This window comes from Desulfallas thermosapovorans DSM 6562, from assembly GCF_008124625.1.
Classification (GTDB): Bacteria; Bacillota; Desulfotomaculia; order Desulfotomaculales; family Desulfallaceae; genus Sporotomaculum; species Sporotomaculum thermosapovorans.
On sequence record NZ_VNHM01000025.1, the window covers coordinates 1 to 17,151 of the forward strand.

At 47.0% G+C, this 17,151-nt stretch carries 15 protein-coding genes; 9 read left to right on the top strand and 6 right to left on the bottom strand.

All coding sequences use genetic code 11. The annotated features are described in order from the left end of the window. Positions 1-736 precede the first annotated feature (736 nt). Entirely contained in the window at positions 737-1,438 is a 702-nt protein-coding gene (locus tag LX24_RS14115) for a hypothetical protein (RefSeq protein ID WP_166512777.1), read from the bottom strand. Between the two features lie 654 nt (positions 1,439-2,092). Between LX24_RS14115 and LX24_RS14120 the strand changes: the two genes are divergently transcribed. The 3 genes from LX24_RS14120 (at position 2,093) to LX24_RS14130 (ending at position 4,653) form a co-directional block, all read left to right on the top strand. Beyond that, entirely contained in the window at positions 2,093-3,697 is a 1,605-nt protein-coding gene (locus tag LX24_RS14120; RefSeq protein WP_166512778.1) for an exo-beta-N-acetylmuramidase NamZ domain-containing protein, read from the top strand. A gap of 298 nt (positions 3,698-3,995) precedes the next feature. Then, positions 3,996-4,253: a hypothetical protein gene (locus tag LX24_RS14125; protein ID WP_166512779.1), complete on the top strand. Its 258-nt coding sequence runs from the start codon at positions 3,996-3,998 to the stop codon at positions 4,251-4,253. A 202-nt stretch (positions 4,254-4,455) separates the two neighbouring features. Continuing rightward, on the top strand, positions 4,456-4,653 hold the full coding sequence (locus LX24_RS14130; RefSeq protein ID WP_479723369.1) for a cold-shock protein: 198 nt from the start codon (positions 4,456-4,458) through the stop codon (positions 4,651-4,653). 65 nt (positions 4,654-4,718) lie between these two features. On the opposite strand, the gene LX24_RS14135 is transcribed toward LX24_RS14130, so the two are convergent. From LX24_RS14135 to LX24_RS14145, 3 genes are all read right to left on the bottom strand, one after another. Beyond that, positions 4,719-5,150, bottom strand: coding sequence for a gamma-glutamylcyclotransferase family protein (locus LX24_RS14135; RefSeq protein ID WP_243131767.1), 432 nt, complete (start codon positions 5,148-5,150; stop codon positions 4,719-4,721). Positions 5,151-5,445: 295 nt separating this feature from the next. After that, positions 5,446-6,855 (bottom strand): MFS transporter, encoded by a 1,410-nt coding sequence (locus tag LX24_RS14140; protein WP_166512781.1) that lies wholly within the window; start codon positions 6,853-6,855, stop codon positions 5,446-5,448. A 256-nt stretch (positions 6,856-7,111) separates the two neighbouring features. After that, positions 7,112-8,488, bottom strand: coding sequence for an NCS2 family permease (locus LX24_RS14145; RefSeq protein WP_166512782.1), 1,377 nt, complete (start codon positions 8,486-8,488; stop codon positions 7,112-7,114). Between the two features lie 254 nt (positions 8,489-8,742). On the opposite strand from LX24_RS14145, the gene LX24_RS14150 reads away from it, so the two are divergent. The 3 genes from LX24_RS14150 to LX24_RS14160 all read left to right on the top strand — a co-directional run bounded on the left by LX24_RS14150 (position 8,743) and on the right by LX24_RS14160 (position 12,594). Beyond that, positions 8,743-9,174 carry a hypothetical protein gene (locus tag LX24_RS14150; protein ID WP_166512783.1) on the top strand — a complete coding sequence of 144 codons (432 nt, stop codon included), beginning with the start codon at positions 8,743-8,745 and terminating at the stop codon, positions 9,172-9,174. A gap of 329 nt (positions 9,175-9,503) precedes the next feature. After that, positions 9,504-9,938 (top strand): DUF3842 family protein, encoded by a 435-nt coding sequence (locus tag LX24_RS14155; protein ID WP_166512784.1) that lies wholly within the window; start codon positions 9,504-9,506, stop codon positions 9,936-9,938. Between the two features lie 1,177 nt (positions 9,939-11,115). Then, positions 11,116-12,594, top strand: a complete 1,479-nt coding sequence (locus LX24_RS14160; RefSeq protein ID WP_166512785.1) for an NAD-dependent epimerase/dehydratase family protein — start codon at positions 11,116-11,118, stop codon at positions 12,592-12,594. A gap of 286 nt (positions 12,595-12,880) precedes the next feature. On the opposite strand, the gene LX24_RS14165 is transcribed toward LX24_RS14160, so the two are convergent. Together LX24_RS14165 and LX24_RS14170 are read right to left on the bottom strand one after the other, a co-directional pair. Next, on the bottom strand, positions 12,881-13,765 hold the full coding sequence (locus LX24_RS14165) for a methylenetetrahydrofolate reductase (protein WP_166512786.1): 885 nt from the start codon (positions 13,763-13,765) through the stop codon (positions 12,881-12,883). Between the two features lie 47 nt (positions 13,766-13,812). Then, the gene (locus LX24_RS14170; RefSeq protein WP_166512787.1) at positions 13,813-14,472 is read right to left on the bottom strand and encodes a methylenetetrahydrofolate reductase C-terminal domain-containing protein; all 660 of its coding nucleotides are present in this window, start codon (positions 14,470-14,472) and stop codon (positions 13,813-13,815) included. A gap of 338 nt (positions 14,473-14,810) precedes the next feature. Here LX24_RS14170 and LX24_RS14175 point away from each other — a divergent pair, with 338 nt between their 5' ends. The 3 genes from LX24_RS14175 to LX24_RS14185 all read left to right on the top strand — a co-directional run. Continuing rightward, positions 14,811-15,056, top strand: a complete 246-nt coding sequence (locus LX24_RS14175) for a metal-sensitive transcriptional regulator (protein ID WP_423244344.1) — start codon at positions 14,811-14,813, stop codon at positions 15,054-15,056. A 16-nt stretch (positions 15,057-15,072) separates the two neighbouring features. Then, positions 15,073-15,273 (top strand): CopZ family metallochaperone, encoded by a 201-nt coding sequence (locus LX24_RS14180; protein WP_166512646.1) that lies wholly within the window; start codon positions 15,073-15,075, stop codon positions 15,271-15,273. A gap of 48 nt (positions 15,274-15,321) precedes the next feature. Beyond that, positions 15,322-17,151: heavy metal translocating P-type ATPase (locus LX24_RS14185; RefSeq protein WP_166512788.1), on the top strand; the 1,830-nt coding region annotated here is incomplete at its 3' end.

The window sequence follows — 17,151 nt, forward strand, 5'->3', positions numbered from 1 at the left end:
AGCAGGCAGAGTGAAACCATTTATTGTAAAGGTTTAAAAAAGCATGTTTTTGGTGAGTCCCGGAGGGGAACTCCTGGATTGGCACTAGGCGCCGAAGGGTAGCCTTGACAGCACGTTAAAAGGGCTGTGATAAAATATTCTACCGACGGGAGGGATAACCCTGCATGTTTTCGGAGCCGCCCGTCGGTAATCAATCCAGTATTACAGCCCTTAGTGCTGTCAAGGCCGCCGGTCTATCGTCGTTAAGTTCATAACATGCAATTCTATGATATAAGTTGATTTTGGGATATAGACTCTAATAATAGGGGGTTAAACCGGTTTTTAGACTGCCTATAAGGAATTGAAACAACCCCCTCGCATATCATAGGTTAGGGAAATGTTTTCCGTTTTTAGACTGCCTATAAGGAATTGAAACCCATCATGGCTATGCTCCCCACCAAAAACTGATACTTCGTTTTTAGACTGCCTATAAGGAATTGAAACTAAGTTTCATACGCAGATACCTATTTACATAGCTACGTTTTTAGACCATGACTATTATTGATGTGTACGACCGCTGTATTGTCATTTGGTAGCGTCCGGTCAGAGATGATGATGTGGTCATTTCTTGTGAAAGTTACGGATAGTTACTTGAGAATCACATACAAAAAAAGAGCCCTTTTGGCAGGCTCTTTTGGGATTCCGGTGGGCATTTAAAACTTTCCACACCCGGCACTAGCTGTTACGGTACCAGTGATCACTGGCCGTTCGGTGTGGCGGGGGTTGGTTGTTCTTCGTCTTCTGCTTGTTTATCACCATTTTCTCGGGTTTGTTCGCGGTTAAATTCTTCTTCAGGGGTGGTTTCCCCGGCCGGAGCGGTGGGCCTGATTTCCCGGGCCGGTCTGGCCTGGTTGGCCGGTTCCCTGGTTGTTGGTGCAGGTGATGGTGTTGCAGCTGGGGCTGGAGCGGCCTGTTGTTTTTCCTCCACCGGTTCTTCCTTATCATCTCCGGTCTCTTCTTTTAGCTCAAAGCCGACACCGTTAATGGTCTTATCTGTTTTTTCCAATTTTATAGCTACTAATTTACGGTTGCCGTCTTTATCCTTGGCCGTATCATCATCCGTGTATTTAAGCTCGACATCAAGCCAGAGAAAATCTTGTATTGGAACCCTTTGGGTTACTTTATTTACTTTCAGGTTTTCCCCATCCTGGCCGGTATTTAGCAATATGTAGCTGTTATTATTGGCGTATGCCCAGGTAACCATGGGCCTGTCCTCGGTGGCGGAAGCCACTTTTTTGATGGATTCTGGTAACTCATCAATGTCCACCTGGCTGAATCCGATGTTGGATTCCTTGGGGATAAGCCTTTGCTCCGGGGGAGCTGGTTTTTGCTGGGCCTGGGCGCAGCCAAAAACAACCAGAGTTGACAAAGCCAAAACAAAAACGGTTAGTTTTTTCATACCTTGACCTCCCGATTTTTGTTTTATCTTTTGTCTAAAACCCCGGCTCTATACGTTTACTTATTATCTTTGGCCGTATATAAGAGTGTTAAGAAAATCAAATTCAGTGCGCACCTTTATTCTTTGGACTCACGTATTGCGTGTTTTACAGCCAATTTGACAACAAAGTATAGAACAACAGCAGGTATTAATAATTTAAGAAGAGCAAAAAAATACATTCCAATATCATCCATTTTATAACCCCCTCAAATACTAAAATCTCCAAGTATATTATAGGTGTTATCTGTCTTGAAAGTAAAACTTTCATTCCTTTGCTGGTGTCATTTTGACGGTTTAGATGTCAAGTACGGTTAATCTACGCTGTGATAAGAAATTTTAGTTTTATCATAGCATCACATCACCGCTTCGTGTTTTGAACGTTTTTTTATTTGTAAAAAATTGTTTTAGTTAATTAGTTTATTAGAATCGGCTGTTGGAACTAAACCCGGTGTGGATACGTCTTTATAATGATAGTCTATTACTACATAATTACTTGGCATGTTAAGAGAGGGTGATGTGCATTTCATTGTGCAGCCGGGGCGAAAAGCCCCCAAAGTAGGTTTGATGTAAATTTAAGTTATAAGTTTGGATAATCAAACGAAAGGAACGGGTAGTATGCGTAAAATCATTATCATGGTGGTGACAGTGGCTGCGTTGCTGCTGTCATGTAACGCCGCCTTTGCCCAGAGAGCGGAATTCAAACTGGGCAATGAAATGTTGATGACACCCAAGTACCACCACCTAATTGAGGGTAAAAGGGTGGGGCTGGTTACCAACCAGAGCGGTGTGAACAGCGAGGGTGTCAGCACCATTGATGTGCTGGCGGGAGACCCCACCATCCAGTTAACGGCATTGTTTGGCCCCGAGCATGGCATCGATGGCAAGGCCAAAGCCGGTGCCTATGTGGAATCATATACGCATCCCACACTGGGCATACCGGTTTACAGCCTGTACGGAGCCACCAGGGAACCCACCGCCGAGATGCTGAAAAACGTGGATGTACTGGTGTTTGATGTGCAGGATATCGGGGCCAGGTCCTATACCTACATGTCCACCCTTAACTACTGTATGAAGGCGGCGAAGAAAAACAACAAAACTGTGGTGGTGCTGGACCGCCCCAACCCGCTGGGTGGTGAGACAGTGGACGGTCCCGTGATGGAAGACCACTACATCACCTTTGTGGGTGTGGATAATTTACCCATGGCCCATGGTATGACAGCCGGGGAACTGGCCCGGTTCTTCAACCGAAAAATTGGAGTTGATCTGGAAGTGGTGCCCATGGAGGGTTATACCCGCTCCATGATCTACCAGGATACCGGTTTGAAATGGGTACAAACTTCGCCCAATATACCTGATTTGGATTCTGTATTTGGTTACATGGCCACCGGATTGGGGGAAGGAACGGGTATTGGCCAGGCCGATCAATTCAAGTGGATTGGCGGGAAAGGGCTGGATGCCCAAAAGTTTGCCGATTTACTAAATAACGCGGGCCTGCCCGGAGTGGTTTTTGAGCCTGAGCAAAAGGGCGAAAGAGGCGGTGTCCGGCTGAACATTACAGACTATCGCAATTTTAGGCCGGCTAAAACAGGTATTTACGCTTTAGCCATTGCCCACTCGTTGACTAACTTTACAGTGCCCAAAAGCGGTGACACCGTGGTTATGTTCGATAAGATTATGGGAACCGACAAGATTGGCCGTTACCTGGAGCAGGGCCTAACACCGCAGCAGATTGAAGCACAATATGAAAGTGCGTTGAAACAGTTTGAAGAAGAAAGAAAACAATATCTTATCTATGGAGACGAGCCCGGGCAGGGGACCGGCAATAATAATACCGGTCACAATAACGGCCCGGTAAATGCCGGCCAGGTCGTGCAGCCCATCAGTGTCATAGTGGAGGGCCATGCCATTGATTTCGATGCGGCCCCCTTTGTGGACACCAACAACCGTTTGATGGTACCGCTGCGGGCCATTGTCGAAGCACTGAACGCCACAGTGGACTATGACGAGGAAACAAAGGAAATTACCATCGTCAAACAGGGCCGGACCAACATATTTATGTTGAACAGCAACATGGTGCTGGTAGACGGGGAGCTTAAGAGTATGGATACCATGCCTGTGGTTAAAAACGGCCGCACCATGGTGCCGGTACGCTATGTGGGCGAATATTTCGGCGCATATGTTAACTGGGATCCCGCCTCTCGCATCGTTACGGTCGACTAACTGGTTTGCCCGGTTGTAACGCGCAATCATTGTTAAGTTAAAAAACTGGATAATATATCAATAGGCGTTGTAGAATCCGTGTTAAACGTGGATTTCTATAATGCCTTATTTTATGCTTCAAAAAAATTACGCTTGCCGTATTTACGGCAAGCGCCAAGGATTAAAGTACTGAAAAGCACCCGCAGAGGGAACGGAATGGGTGCTTCTCCGTCGTATATACGCCAAATAAATATTTGCATATTTTTAAAAACCAGTATAAATTGTACATGATAACATTTTTCAAACAGGGGGTTTTATTATGGAACACACCACTAATACCAAAGTTATTTTTGCTGACTCCATGGAAGAGGCCAAGGAAAAATACCTGGCATTGGGCCTTAAGACCGAGGATCCCCAAGCCGTTTTGGAATGCTATAAAGTTTCGGAACTTGACGATTTTGATATAAATGAAGATTTTAACTTTGTGGGTGAAATATCAGTATCACCGGAAGTTATGAATACAATCCGGCAGGATGCCGAAAGGGCGTACGTTTTATATTATATAGAGAATATCTAATACGATTGTGGCCATTTAGTGTCCGCATTCCTGGTGGTGCCGGGTGCTCCCAAGGTTGAAAGTAAAAAGACTTTCAACCTTGGGAGCACCCGGCACCAAAGCTTGCGGTACTGGCTAGAAGCTGTCATGCAAAAAATGTATGTAATATATGCGCTAACATTGGCCATAATACAGGTAGATTAATTTACAGGAGGAAAATATATTGCAAGGAACAGTAAAATGGTTTAATGACAGCAAAGGCTATGGATTTATCGAAGGTGAGAACGGCAAGGATGTTTTTGTACATTACTCGGCCATTCAAAGCAATGGTTTTAAATCCTTGAGTGAAGGCCAGCGGGTGGAGTTTGAAGTTACCGACGGACCCCGGGGCCAGCAAGCATCCAACGTGCAAGTACTCTAATCAAATGCAAGTACTCTAATCAAAACTGAAAAGAGAAACCCCGTGTGACCGGAGTTCCACGGGGTTTAATTTTTTTTGCGCAAAAAATTAGCCCAGTCACCGTCTTCTAAAACCACTGCGTTTTCCCTCAGCCAATCAGCTTTGGCCGGTGGCCACAAATACATATGGGCTTTTACGGTTTCACCTGTTTCGAGGTTGGTAACATCCCTGATTTCCCGTATCAAATCACTTTGGCTTTCGATACCGGTGAACTTGTGAATCTCATCAATCTCCGGCAGAATGACCAGTAAATCCGGTGATTCATAGATTACTCCCTTTACCTCTCCATCGCCATCCAAAACCACCGGGTATCCGTCCTCCGGGAGATAATACATAATTCCCCTAGCCTTGGCCGGGAAAGTTTTGGGGTTGCAGGCCTTTAAATAACGGTTGTAATTGGTCAGGCCCGGGAGCAGGGTGCCAAATACGAACAATCTATTCAAATACAATAACGCCACCACCTTTATTGGTTTGCAGTATTCTTTTCTGTCTTACCCGGGGATTTCCTTTTTATTGCATAAATTAATTTTAAAACAACTCCTTAGAGTTTGTTTAAAAAGCATGCTTGGTGCCAGGTGCTCCCAAGGTTGAAGGATTTTAATCTTGCAACCTAATATTCATCCCTATTCAGGGTGCAAACGTTATGAAAGAATTTCCTTCAGGCTTTCAACGCCCGGCACCCGCGTGAGCTCTGGCCGGCCAACGTCGAAATTATGAGTGGGGAAATCGCGCGAATATTTCGAACGGTCTCTGTTAATTACCGGGTTTGTGCACCGGCCGGTTTTCGGTATGCATATTACCCCGGGCCAGCGATGCGAAAATGCCGGCCAAGCAAGTGACGGCAAAAACAGTAAAGGCTATTTTGATACTTTTGGTCAACTGGTTTACGTCGGCCTGTTGAAGTTCCACATTGCCGACAAACATGGTAATGATTAATGTGGCCATAGCCATGCTGATGGCCTGCCCGGTGAGACGCATGGTACCCAGGGTGGATGAAGCAATGCCGTAAAATTTCTTTTCCACCGAACCCATGACGGCGTTACTGTTGGGTGAGGAGAACAGGGCAAATCCCACACCCAAAAGGGCTAAGTTCGCCAGCACCAACCAGATGGGAGTTTGCCTGGTTAGAAAAACAAAAATAAACAATCCTGTAGTGCACAGGGCCATGCCCCAGGAGGCCACCAGCCGTGGCTGTACCCGGTCGGACAGTTTACCGGCGAAGGGGGATAATACTGCCATGAGTACCGGCTGGGATAATAAAATAAACCCGGCCTGTTGGGAATTGTATCCCAGGACCACCTGGAGATAAAGGGATACCAGAAAACCCACCGCAAAGGTGGCGCTGTAATTTATCAGTGCCGCCAGGTTGGAAAAGGCAAAGGTGACGTTTTTGCTGAACAGTTTAAGGTTAAGCACTGGTAACTCGGTTTTTAATTCATGCCGGATGAATACGGCCAGTATGACAAGGCCGGCAGTTAGAATGTACCCGGACCAGGCTGAGGTGCCAATGGAAGATATGCCGTACATAAAGAGTACCAATCCGAAGGAATAAAGAACGGCACCGGTCAGGTCATAGCGCTCTCCCCTGGCACCGGCCCATTCGCCCTTCAATCTGGTCAGGCTCATGATAATTACGGCCAATCCAATGATGGCACAAAAATAGAAAATAGACTGCCAGCCCAGATTGTGGTTCAGGGAACCGCCGAGGACGGGCCCCAGAGATAGGCCGGTGTAAACCGTGGCTACATTGATACCCAGTATTTTACCCCTTTCCTGGGGTGGGAATACCGAGGTTAATATGGCCATGGCGGTGCCGAAAATCAATGCGCTGCCGATGCCCTGTAATGCCCTGAAGGCAATCAGCATCTCCACCGATGTGGCCAGACCACATAATAAGGAAAACAGGAAGAAAGAAATATTGCCGGCAATAAAAACTTTTTTCCGGCCGACAATATCCGCAAGTCTGCCGAAAGGTACCAGAAAGGCTGCCGAAGCCAGTATGTAACTGGTTACCACCCAGCTCAGGTGCATGGCGCTGGCGTTAAACTGTTCACCAATGGCAGGTATGGCTAAATTTACAGCACTGCCCATAAACGGTGTCAAAAACGAAGCCATGGTGATTGTAATTAAGGTATGTCTTTTGAGTTGCGCGTCCTGGGTCAAATTCAACACCTCCGGTAACGCATCTTTTATAATTAGTTAATTACTATTACTACTTTATAATTAAAGTCTGAAACTGTAAAGCAATTTCGAATTTATATACTGGTTGGGAGCTGGTTTTTGTGTTCAGCCCTGGACTAAAGGGATGCGAAAGATATGGTGGAATTTTGGATGTGTATATTAAAGCAGGGGACGGTATAGGTGTTCACAGAACAAAACCGTCCCCGTGGGTGAAATCCGGTATATTTGTACAGGTAGATCAGTGTTCCGCCAAAAATAAATAACGCGCCAGTATCAACAAACTAAGCAGCCACATTAGCCAGTGTACTTCTTTGGTGCGGCCGCTGGCCAGCTTAAGAAGCACATAAAATATTATGCCCGCAGCGATTCCATTGGCAATACTGCCGGTGAAGGGCATGAGTACGATGGTTAAAAAAGCCGGCAGGCCCTCGGTAAAATCGTTAAAATCTATATTTTTCATGGCTTGCGCCATCAGCAGCCCTACAATGATAAGGGCCGGGGCAGTGGCTACGCCGGGTATTAACCCGGCCAGCGGAGCCAGCACCAGTGCCAGTAGAAAAAGCATGCCGGTGGTGACGGCGGTTAGGCCGGTGCGTCCTCCTTCGGCAACGCCGGCCGTACTCTCCACATAAGCGGTGACGGTACTGGTACCCATCAGGGCGCCAAAGGATACACCGGCGGCGTCCACCAGCATGGCTTTACCTAGCCGGGGCGATTGCCCCCTTTCATTCAACAGGCCTGCTTTCCCCGCAGTGCCCACCAGTGTGCCAAAAGTATCAAATAACTCCACAAAGGTAAAGGTGAAGATCACCGACCATAATCCCATTTCCAGAGCGCCGGCCAGGTCCAGCTTGCCCACCGCCAGGGCGGAAAAATCAGGCAGGGCAAAGGGTTGAAAACCGGCGGGTATACTGGTTACGCCCATGGGTAGTCCAATTAATGTGGTGATCAGGATACCGAATAGCAAGGCCCCTTTAACCTTTTTGGCCATTAGAAGTGCCGAAACCGTAAGGCCGATTAAAGCCAGCAGCGCGGCATTATTGCTAAAGGAACCCAGGTTAATATTCCACTCAAAGGAACTTAAAACAGCCACGCCCCCGAATTCACTGAGGGCATCAAGGGTGGGGGGGATTACCGGCCCGGCCTGGATAACCATAAATTCAGCCATTTTCAAACCCAGCATGGTGATAAATAGACCTATGCCAACTATAATGGCGTTTTTTATAGATTGGGGAACGGCTACCACCAGTAGTTGGCGTATTTGGGTAACGGTTAATAAAATAAACAGCAGGCCGGATATAAAAACCGCACCCAGCGCAATGGTCCAGGGAATACCCACGTGCTGGGCGGCCACGGTGGCAAAGTAAGCGTTGAGTCCCATCCCCGGGGCCAGGGCAATGGGAAAGTTGACAAGCAGTCCCATGGCGATGGTTACCACCCCGGCGGCCACGGCGGTGGCGAAAAACACCGCGTTCTTATCCATGCCCGTGGCGGCCAGTATGTTGGGGTTAAGGAATAGTATATAAGCCATGGTCATAAAGGTTGTTACGCCGGCGATGATTTCCGTGCGGGTGTTGGTTTGGTATTGTTCCAATTTAAAGAGCTTGTTCAGCATGGTTATTCCCCCGGTATATTTTTTATCAGGCGGTAGTTTGTACGGGTGTTAAATTATTTGTGCTAATTACCGGATTTTTTTATTCTTCCTAAAAATTATCCCTTTATTCCGGGGTTGAGCCATAGCCGGTATTTTAGGACAGCCCTGCAAAAACATACATTACCACTTGACTGGAAATTAGCTTGTATTAATTTTGTCGTAGCCTTACAATACATTATGACATCTTGGTAATTGACAGAAAGGGGTTGTTTTAATTGCGCAAATCCATGGTGCTGGTTATGGCACTGTTGCTTTCACTGGTTTTGGTATCCGTAGCTTTTGCCCACCCCAGTGGGAACGTGACCTATTTTAATAATGGCAGTAGCGGGTGGGTGAGCGACGGCCAACATGGTCGCTACTGGTCCGGCTTTGACGGCCCGGTACTGGTTAAGGGAATCCATCACCATCGCCATACCAAATCAGATTGGGATTACGGTTATTCCCGTGGCGGCAAGTTATATCGCTATTATGATACCGACGGTAAAGCACTTTACTACTATGATTGGGACAATGACGGGGATTGGTACTATTATAAAGATGATAACGGTAAATTCCATTACTTCTATATGGATCCCGATCGTGAAGGTAAATGGTACCGTTACTATGATAAAAACGGTAATGTCCAATACTACTACGCAGTAAGGTAGTGCGATTCATTTGTTTATATAACGATAATAAAAACGGGTGCGCCACATAGTGGTTCGCCCGTTTCGTTCTGTTTGGCGAGGTTTTCAATGCTGATGTTTTTTTATTAAACAAGCATAAAAAATGTTTTACTTTTGTATGATTATGTGGTATTTTAATAAAAACGAGAAAGTGCTTGAAATAGTAACCATGGAGGTTATGCTTCACAAGGAGTGAAGACATCATCGCATGGTTTTTTATTATTTTACCGGCTTAGTATAATTTCATTCGAAAATACAAAGATAAAAGATGGAACGATACTGCCGGCATACTTTGTGGCACGAGGTATATAATGAGCAAAAATAAATTGTTTCGCATTGCTGTCATAGATGGTCAAGGGGGCGGCATAGGCGCCCAAATTGTGGAAAAACTGGCTATGGCACTGCCTGCCGGCAAGGTGGAGATCATTGCCCTGGGTACCAATGCCCTTGCGGCTAGCCGGATGCTTAAAGGTGGGGCCAACGAAGCGGCCAGCGGTGAAAACGCCATTGTCTTTAATGCCCGGCGGGTTGATTTGTTTGCTGGAACCGTAGGCATGCTTATGCCCTTCGGGTTCGGAGGGGAAATGACCACGGCCGCCGCCGAGGCCATTGCCCTTTCCCCGGCCCCCAAATATGTTTTGCACCTGAACCGGGCCGGCGTGGAGCTGGTGAGCAGCGTTGATGAACCACTGCCGCACCTGGTGGATATGCTGGTGGAAAAGGTACGCTCGTATCTGGAGCTGTAACCGCTATTGTTACAAGCTTGCTTTAAGTCTGAATTTTGCGGGCCCATAACGATTGCGTGAATCTGATTTAGTAACACTTGCCATGAAGGTATTGCCATTTGTAGGAAAGGCAGATGGAAACTTTCATGGTTTTTGTTTTTTTGGTGAGGGCCTGACCTTGGCAGGAGCCCTTGACCTCCTTAATATATTTCCATTGCCGGTTTGGCATACCCGGTGATGGAATATACTCTTTTAACATAATCCGGACGAACCATGTGGTTCGTCCGGACGTTTTCTGATTTGCTTAATTTAAATAATCTGTTTTTTCAGTTCAGGGTGTAACACTACTTTTTCGGGAGCGAAATTTTTGCAAGGTATGGTGAACTTTGGTACCAGGCTTTCTACACTGTGGTTGTAAAGCTCCATTTCCATAGCGCGGGCTGTTTTTATCATTGCTAATACACTGATACATTCTATCCCATTCTTGTAGTGACAATTTTCACAAGGTGCGTCAATAATTCGCCTTGACATAAATTTCACCTTCTTTTCACTATCAAATAATGTTTAGGTAATTATAACAGAGATTATGTTTTTACACAAGTATTTTGTATACAAAATACAAAGTTGTCACTACACAAATTCCTGCAGGGCTATATCCGCCATCAAAAAAAGAATACGGCAATGCCCACAAGGAAGTCCGGGTTATATAGATGGGGCAGTTCACCATTGCGTGTAAAATCAGCCACCTCAAACCCATCGTTCTGGCTTTATATGCCGGGCAGGAGGTCAAGAATTAAATAAGCTTTACCCCAAGAACCCGCATTCTTTGCCATTACCTATGGCAGCCTCGAAATTATTGATAATCGTGAATTTCGCATAAATATGACCAAATATATAGCTAATCGGGATTACGAACGGGGATTATAATGATAATTATAAACATGATTTTGACGAAAAAGAGCACCCAGTAGTTCGGTGCTCTTTATTTTTGATAAATTTCATCCGAAACCATTTTACCTGGGGGCTTATAGTTTAGTGAAATGACAGTTTGGGAACTATGGCCCTGCTTGACTTGGTGACAACAAAAGGTGTCCAATCCCGGTGCAAAAAATATAAAAATGTGATTGTGAAGGATATTGCAAGATAAAAATAGAAATGTTTTAGTCCTATCATTGCTAAATTTCAAGAGGTGTGTTAATTGCAGGAAAACACAGATAACAACAAGCCGGTGGTGGCGGTGGCGGGGGCTACCGGTTTTATAGGTCGGGCGTTATTACCGGCCTTAAAATCACATTGCCGGCTGATTTGCCTTACCAGAAGTGCCGTAAATGAAGAAGATTCGGCCTGTGGTCTGGATGTCAGCTGGCGGCAGTGCGATCTGTTTTCGTTAAACGATATTGAACAAGTCCTTTGTGGCGCTGATTATGCTTATTACCTGGTTCATTCCATGATGCCCTCGGCCCGGTTGACTCAGGGGAGTTTTCAAGATATGGATTTAATTCTGGCCGATAATTTTGCCCGTGCCGCTGCTTTGACCGGTGTCAAGCAAATCATCTATTTGGGGGGACTTGTACCCCGGGACCAGGGGAAATTATCCAGGCACCTGGATAGCCGCCTGGAGGTGGAAAAAACCCTTGGTTCATATGGTGTTCCGGTAACGGCTATACGGGCGGGTATAATAGTTGGTGCAAACGGGAGTTCCTTCAGTATTATTACTCACCTGGTGGAAAGATTTAAAATCATGGTATTGCCCAGGCTAATGCTTTCTTTAACCCATCCCATCGCGTTATCCGATATTATTAAAATCTTATGTTATTGTCTGGGGAGAAAGGAAACTTATAACCGCAGTTTTGATGTGGGTGGCCCCGATGTGATGACATATCAGGACATGATCAAGCAAACAGCGGAGGTAATGGGGCATAAGCCACGGATATTTACTGTGCCCACTATTTTACCCTTCCTTACCAGCTGGTTTTTAAGCTTTTTTATGAAGGCGCCCAAAGCACTGGTTATTCCCCTGGTGGAAAGCTTGCAGCACGACATGGTGGCTGAAAATCGCGTTTTGCAAAAACAGATGAATTTAACCGGTATTTCTTTTAAACAGGCGGTTAAAATGGCTTTAATAAAAGATCAAGGCGATGCGGCGGCTATTAAACCTCCGAAAGTAAAGAAAAACCAGTCACCGGAAAAGAAAGTGCCAAATGTCCGCTCGGTTCAACGTTTGCCTTTACCACCCGGCAAGGATGCCCACTGGGTGGCCCGGCATTACTCACAATGGTTGCCATCTTTCTTTAAAGGTTTAGTAAGGGTTAAAGTTGACCGGGATGGCAGTTGTCATTTTTATTTTTCCTTTATGAAGAACAAATCCCTGCTGGACCTGTCCTTTTCAGAAGACCGCAGCTTTAATGACCGGCCTATTTATTACATAACCGGCGGCTTGATGGCCCATTTAAACCGGCTTCCACACCCCGGGCGGTTGGAATTCCGCGGGGTTTTGCAAAATAAACATACTCTGGTGGCCATTCATGACTATGTACCCACTTTGCCCTGGTTCATCTATAATTTAACCCAGGCTCAGCTGCACCTTTGGGTGATGCATAATTTCCGAAGACACCTGCTGTTAAATGAATTTACAGGCAAACTGAGGGAACGGGAAGGGCAAGAAGAAGGATTTTAGAGGGGCCAGTTTGGGTTGATAATATTATTAGGCTATCTTTACCGGTTACTTTTATTTCAACAGTATGCTCCCAGGGATAATACCGCTGTTTACGGCAGCCGAATTCTATCAAGAAATTACTCTTTCGAGCACGGATTTGCTGGTGAGAGATACCTTTTTCATGGCTATGACAGGTGAGATGGAGCACGCCACCAGGTTCGAGTTCCTTTATAATTCCCTGATATAATCGATAAAACCTTTCACCTATAAATTAATACGGGTGAAAGGTTTTATATACCGGTCGTGCTTAAGGCCTAAGTCCGGTGCTTTTTAATACTTCAGGCACCATGTCGGTCCAACCCAGGGGCATAAAGTGAATCCCCTGACACATATCTTTATAAGCATTAACCAGCCCGATGGTTATTTCCAGGCTTTTTGCTTTTAAACCATCCCCGGGCGTGTTTTCAAATTCCTTGATGATAGTCTCCGGGACTTCAATTCCAGCCACGTTCTTGTTCATATAATTAGCCATGCTTGCCGATTTTATAAAAACTATCCCCACCATGACAGGAACTGTAATGTTCCGCCTTGCCAGCCTGTTCATGAAATCTTCCAGCAAACGGGTGTCGTAAACAGCCTGGGTTTGAATAAAGCAAGCCCCGGCTTCAATTTTTTTCTCCAATTTGATAACCTGCATTTCCACAGGTTCGGTGCATGGGCTTACAACGGCACCCAGACAAAAATCCGTACTTCCGTCAAGTTCGTTCCCACTGGAATCTTTCCCATGGTTGAGGCCGCTTGCTATTTTTAATAGCTGAACGGAATCCAGATCATAAACCGCTTTAGCATGTGGATGATCCCCCAGCGACACATGGTCACCCGTTAGGCAGAGAACATTTTCAATGCCAAGCGCGGCGGCGCTTAAGAGGTCGGATTGAATGGCCAGACGATTACGATCACGGCAGGTTAACTGGTAAACCGGTTCAATACCGTTATCCTTTAAACAACGGGACGCGGCCAGGGAACCCATTTTGACAACGGCACTTTGGTTGTCAGTAATATTTACGGCGTCAACCATGTCCTTTAACGGAGCAGCTTCGCTTAACATTTTTGCAGTATTGGTTCCCTTGGGAGGAGCCGCTTCCCCTGTAACAACAAATTTACCTTTTTCAAACAGGTCACATAGTTTCAAGATTCCACACCCTTTCCAAGTTGGATCTATCTATAATTAAACAATTATCAAAAAACAAGCTTTCTGGGACGCGCCGCTTTACTGTAATCTTTAGGCTCCCAGTATGTGCTCACATTTTCCAACTGTCCCAGGGCCTTAAGACGCTCGTAAATTAACACCCAGGCGCAATCTCTTTCCGGGTCGACCTCGCACTTGCCATCCTTGCTGCCACCACAGGGTCCGTTTAACAGACCTTTGGAACACTTGGTGACGGGACAGATAGCTCCAGTCAGGTTCAATACACAATCACCGCACTCGCTGCATTGTTCCAGAAAATATTCACCGGGGACAATCGTGTCCATATGGCCAACCGAATTAAGTCCTGAATAAACGTGCTTGACAAGGCCGTATTCCTCCGTGGCCTGTCGCACAACTTGAACAGCACCGCCGCAACCCAGCACCAGGACAGCGTCACATTCTTTGAGTTCAGACATTTTGGGGTCGAAAAATGTCCTAACAAACTGAATGTAACAGGTCCTTTCAGGTACTCCAGCGGCAATTATATTTTTACCATTTGATTCAAGTAATTTTACCATTTTATCTACTTCCAACTGTCCCCCACTGCGTGCGACCTTTGCACATCCGCCACATCCCACTACAAAGATGTTTTTTGCATTTTGCAAAGCACCAAGTATTTCTTCTTCTGGTTTCCAGACAGTGCCTATCAACAGTCATTCGCCCCTTTCAATAAATCCTTATATTTAAATAATAAAATAATAAGATAGTTGAAGTCAATATTCAATTTTCAATATAACTGAATAAATTAATTATGACCTGTCTGCCAATCGTCCTGTTTTACGGCTCCTGATAAACAAACAAAGGATCTAGTAGATAAGGCAGATATATGTTTAATCATAATTCTTGACATATAGGGTAGGGGGGTATACTATTGATTTTAGGGGGGTGAAGCGAACTGGAGGAGCAAAAACCTAAACAATGCCCGGGCTGTCAAAGCGCAGGTAATAACAAGCACAGGCACTGGCGTGACGAAAAAACGGTGCACGATTTGTCAAGACGCCTTAACCGCATTGAAGGCCAGGTGCGTGGTATTAAAAGGATGATCGAAGAGGGAGTATATTGTGACGATGTCTTGAATCAAATTGCTTCGGCCCAGTCCGCGCTGACCGGGGTGGCCAAGCTGTTGTTGGAAAAACACATTAGAACTTGCATTAAGGATCAATTAATTGCCGGTGATGAAGAAGTTGTTGCCGAATTGACCAAAACAATTGCCAGGCTGATCAATAAAAATTAATGGAGGTTTGAAAAGTATGAATAAAACAGTATTAAAGGTGGAAGGCATGAGCTGCAATCACTGCAAAATGGCGGTGGAAAAGGCGGCGCGGGAAATAACAGGCGTGGAAGAAGCCCTGGTGAATCTGGAACAAAAGGAATTGGTGGTGACAGGCAACGTCTCCCGTGAACAACTGGTTGAAGCAGTGATAAAGGCCGGGTATGAGGTAAAGAATTGATTATAATCGAGCAAATTTAGTGTTAAACCGGAAAGAGGTATCCATAGCATGGCTGAAAATAACAATGCCTGTTCCCAGGGATGCGTGGGGAACGGGCGGGAGCTCTCCAGGATTGGGTTCACGGTCAAAGGGATGAGTTGCGCTGCGTGCTCCGCCAGGTTGGAGAGGGGGCTGTCCGGGATGGAAGGGGTGAGTGCCGCCCGGGTTAACCTGGCCACTGAAAAGGCCACGGTTGATTATGACCCCGCTCTGGTCAAACCGGAACAAATGATTGAAAAAGTAAGACAGTTCGGTTTTGACGTGCTGCAGGAAAAGCTGGACCTGGCCATTGGCGGGATGAGTTGCGCGGCCTGCGCCGCCAGGGTTGAAAAGGGATTGAAATCCCTTCCGGGGGTGGCGGACGCCACTGTCAACCTGGCCACCGAAAAAGCCACCGTTACCTATTATCCCGGCCAGGTAAATGCTGCAGCCCTGGTCAATGCTGTGGAAAAGCTGGGTTACCAAGCACGCAAAATCGATGATCACTATACCGACCGTGAAAAGGATGAGCGGGATAGGGAAATAAAAAGGCAGCGGTTCCTGTTTATCTTCGCGGCAGTGTTCTCAGCCCCGCTATTTGCCGGTATGCTGGGTATGCTGGCTCCCCTGGAAGGCTTTTTCCCTCATATTTTGCACAATGCCCTGTTCCAGTTTTTCTTTGCCACCCCGGTACAGTTGGTGGCCGGTTACCACTTTTACCGCGATGCTTATACAGCCTTGAGGAACCGCAGCGCCAATATGTCGGTTCTGGTGGCCATGGGCACCAGCGTCGCTTATATTTACAGCACGGTGGTGACCTTTTGGGGGCATCGATTGGGATTGCAGCATGTTTATTTTGAGAGCAGTGCCGTGCTGTTGACCCTGATCCTGCTGGGTAAGATGTTGGAGGCCAGGGCCAAGGGCAAAACCTCCGAAGCCTTGAAAAAGCTGGCCGGTCTGCAGGCGAAAACTGCCCGGGTGATCCGGGGCGGCATCGAGGTTGATGTTCCGGTGGAAGAGGTGCTGGTGGGCGACCTGGTGGTAGTTCGCCCCGGCGAAAAGGTGCCGGTAGACGGAGTAATCAGGGAAGGGCATTCTACGGTGGATGAATCCATGCTCACCGGGGAAAGCCTGCCGGTGGATAAAAAGGAAGGCGATCTTGTCACCGGCGCCACTTTGAACAAGCTGGGCACCTTTCGTTTTGAAGCCCTGCGGGTGGGCCGGGACACAGCTCTGGCGCAGATTATTCGTTTTGTGGAAGAAGCCCAGAGCTCCAAGGCGCCCATTCAGCGGATGGCGGACGTTATTTCCGGGTACTTTGTGCCCGTGGTCACCGGCATTGCGGTGCTTACTTTCCTGGGCTGGTATTTTATAGGCGATCCCGGCAACGTGACCAGGGCGGTCTTAAACCTCACCGCCGTTTTGGTTATCGCCTGCCCCTGTGCCCTGGGTCTGGCCACCCCCACTTCCATTATGGTGGGGACAGGCAAAGGAGCGGAATACGGTATCCTGATCAAAGGCGGGGAACACCTGGAGCGGGCCCACCGGGTCAATGCCGTGGTTCTGGATAAAACAGGCACCATCACCCACGGGGAACCGGTTCTTACCGACTTGATCCCGGCCCCGGAGTTTGACGGCAGGGATGACTATTTGCTGCAGGTGGCCGGTGCGGCGGAGCAGGGTTCCGAGCACCCCGTTGCCCAGGCGGTGGTTAAAAAAGCAAGCGCCGGGCAGTTAGATGTGGGAACGGTCACTTCCTTCACGGCGATTCCGGGCCGGGGCATCGCCGCTGAAGTAGGTGGGACGAGCGTCCTTTTGGGTACCCGCAGGCTGTTGCAGGAGAAGGGTATTGAGTTGCCC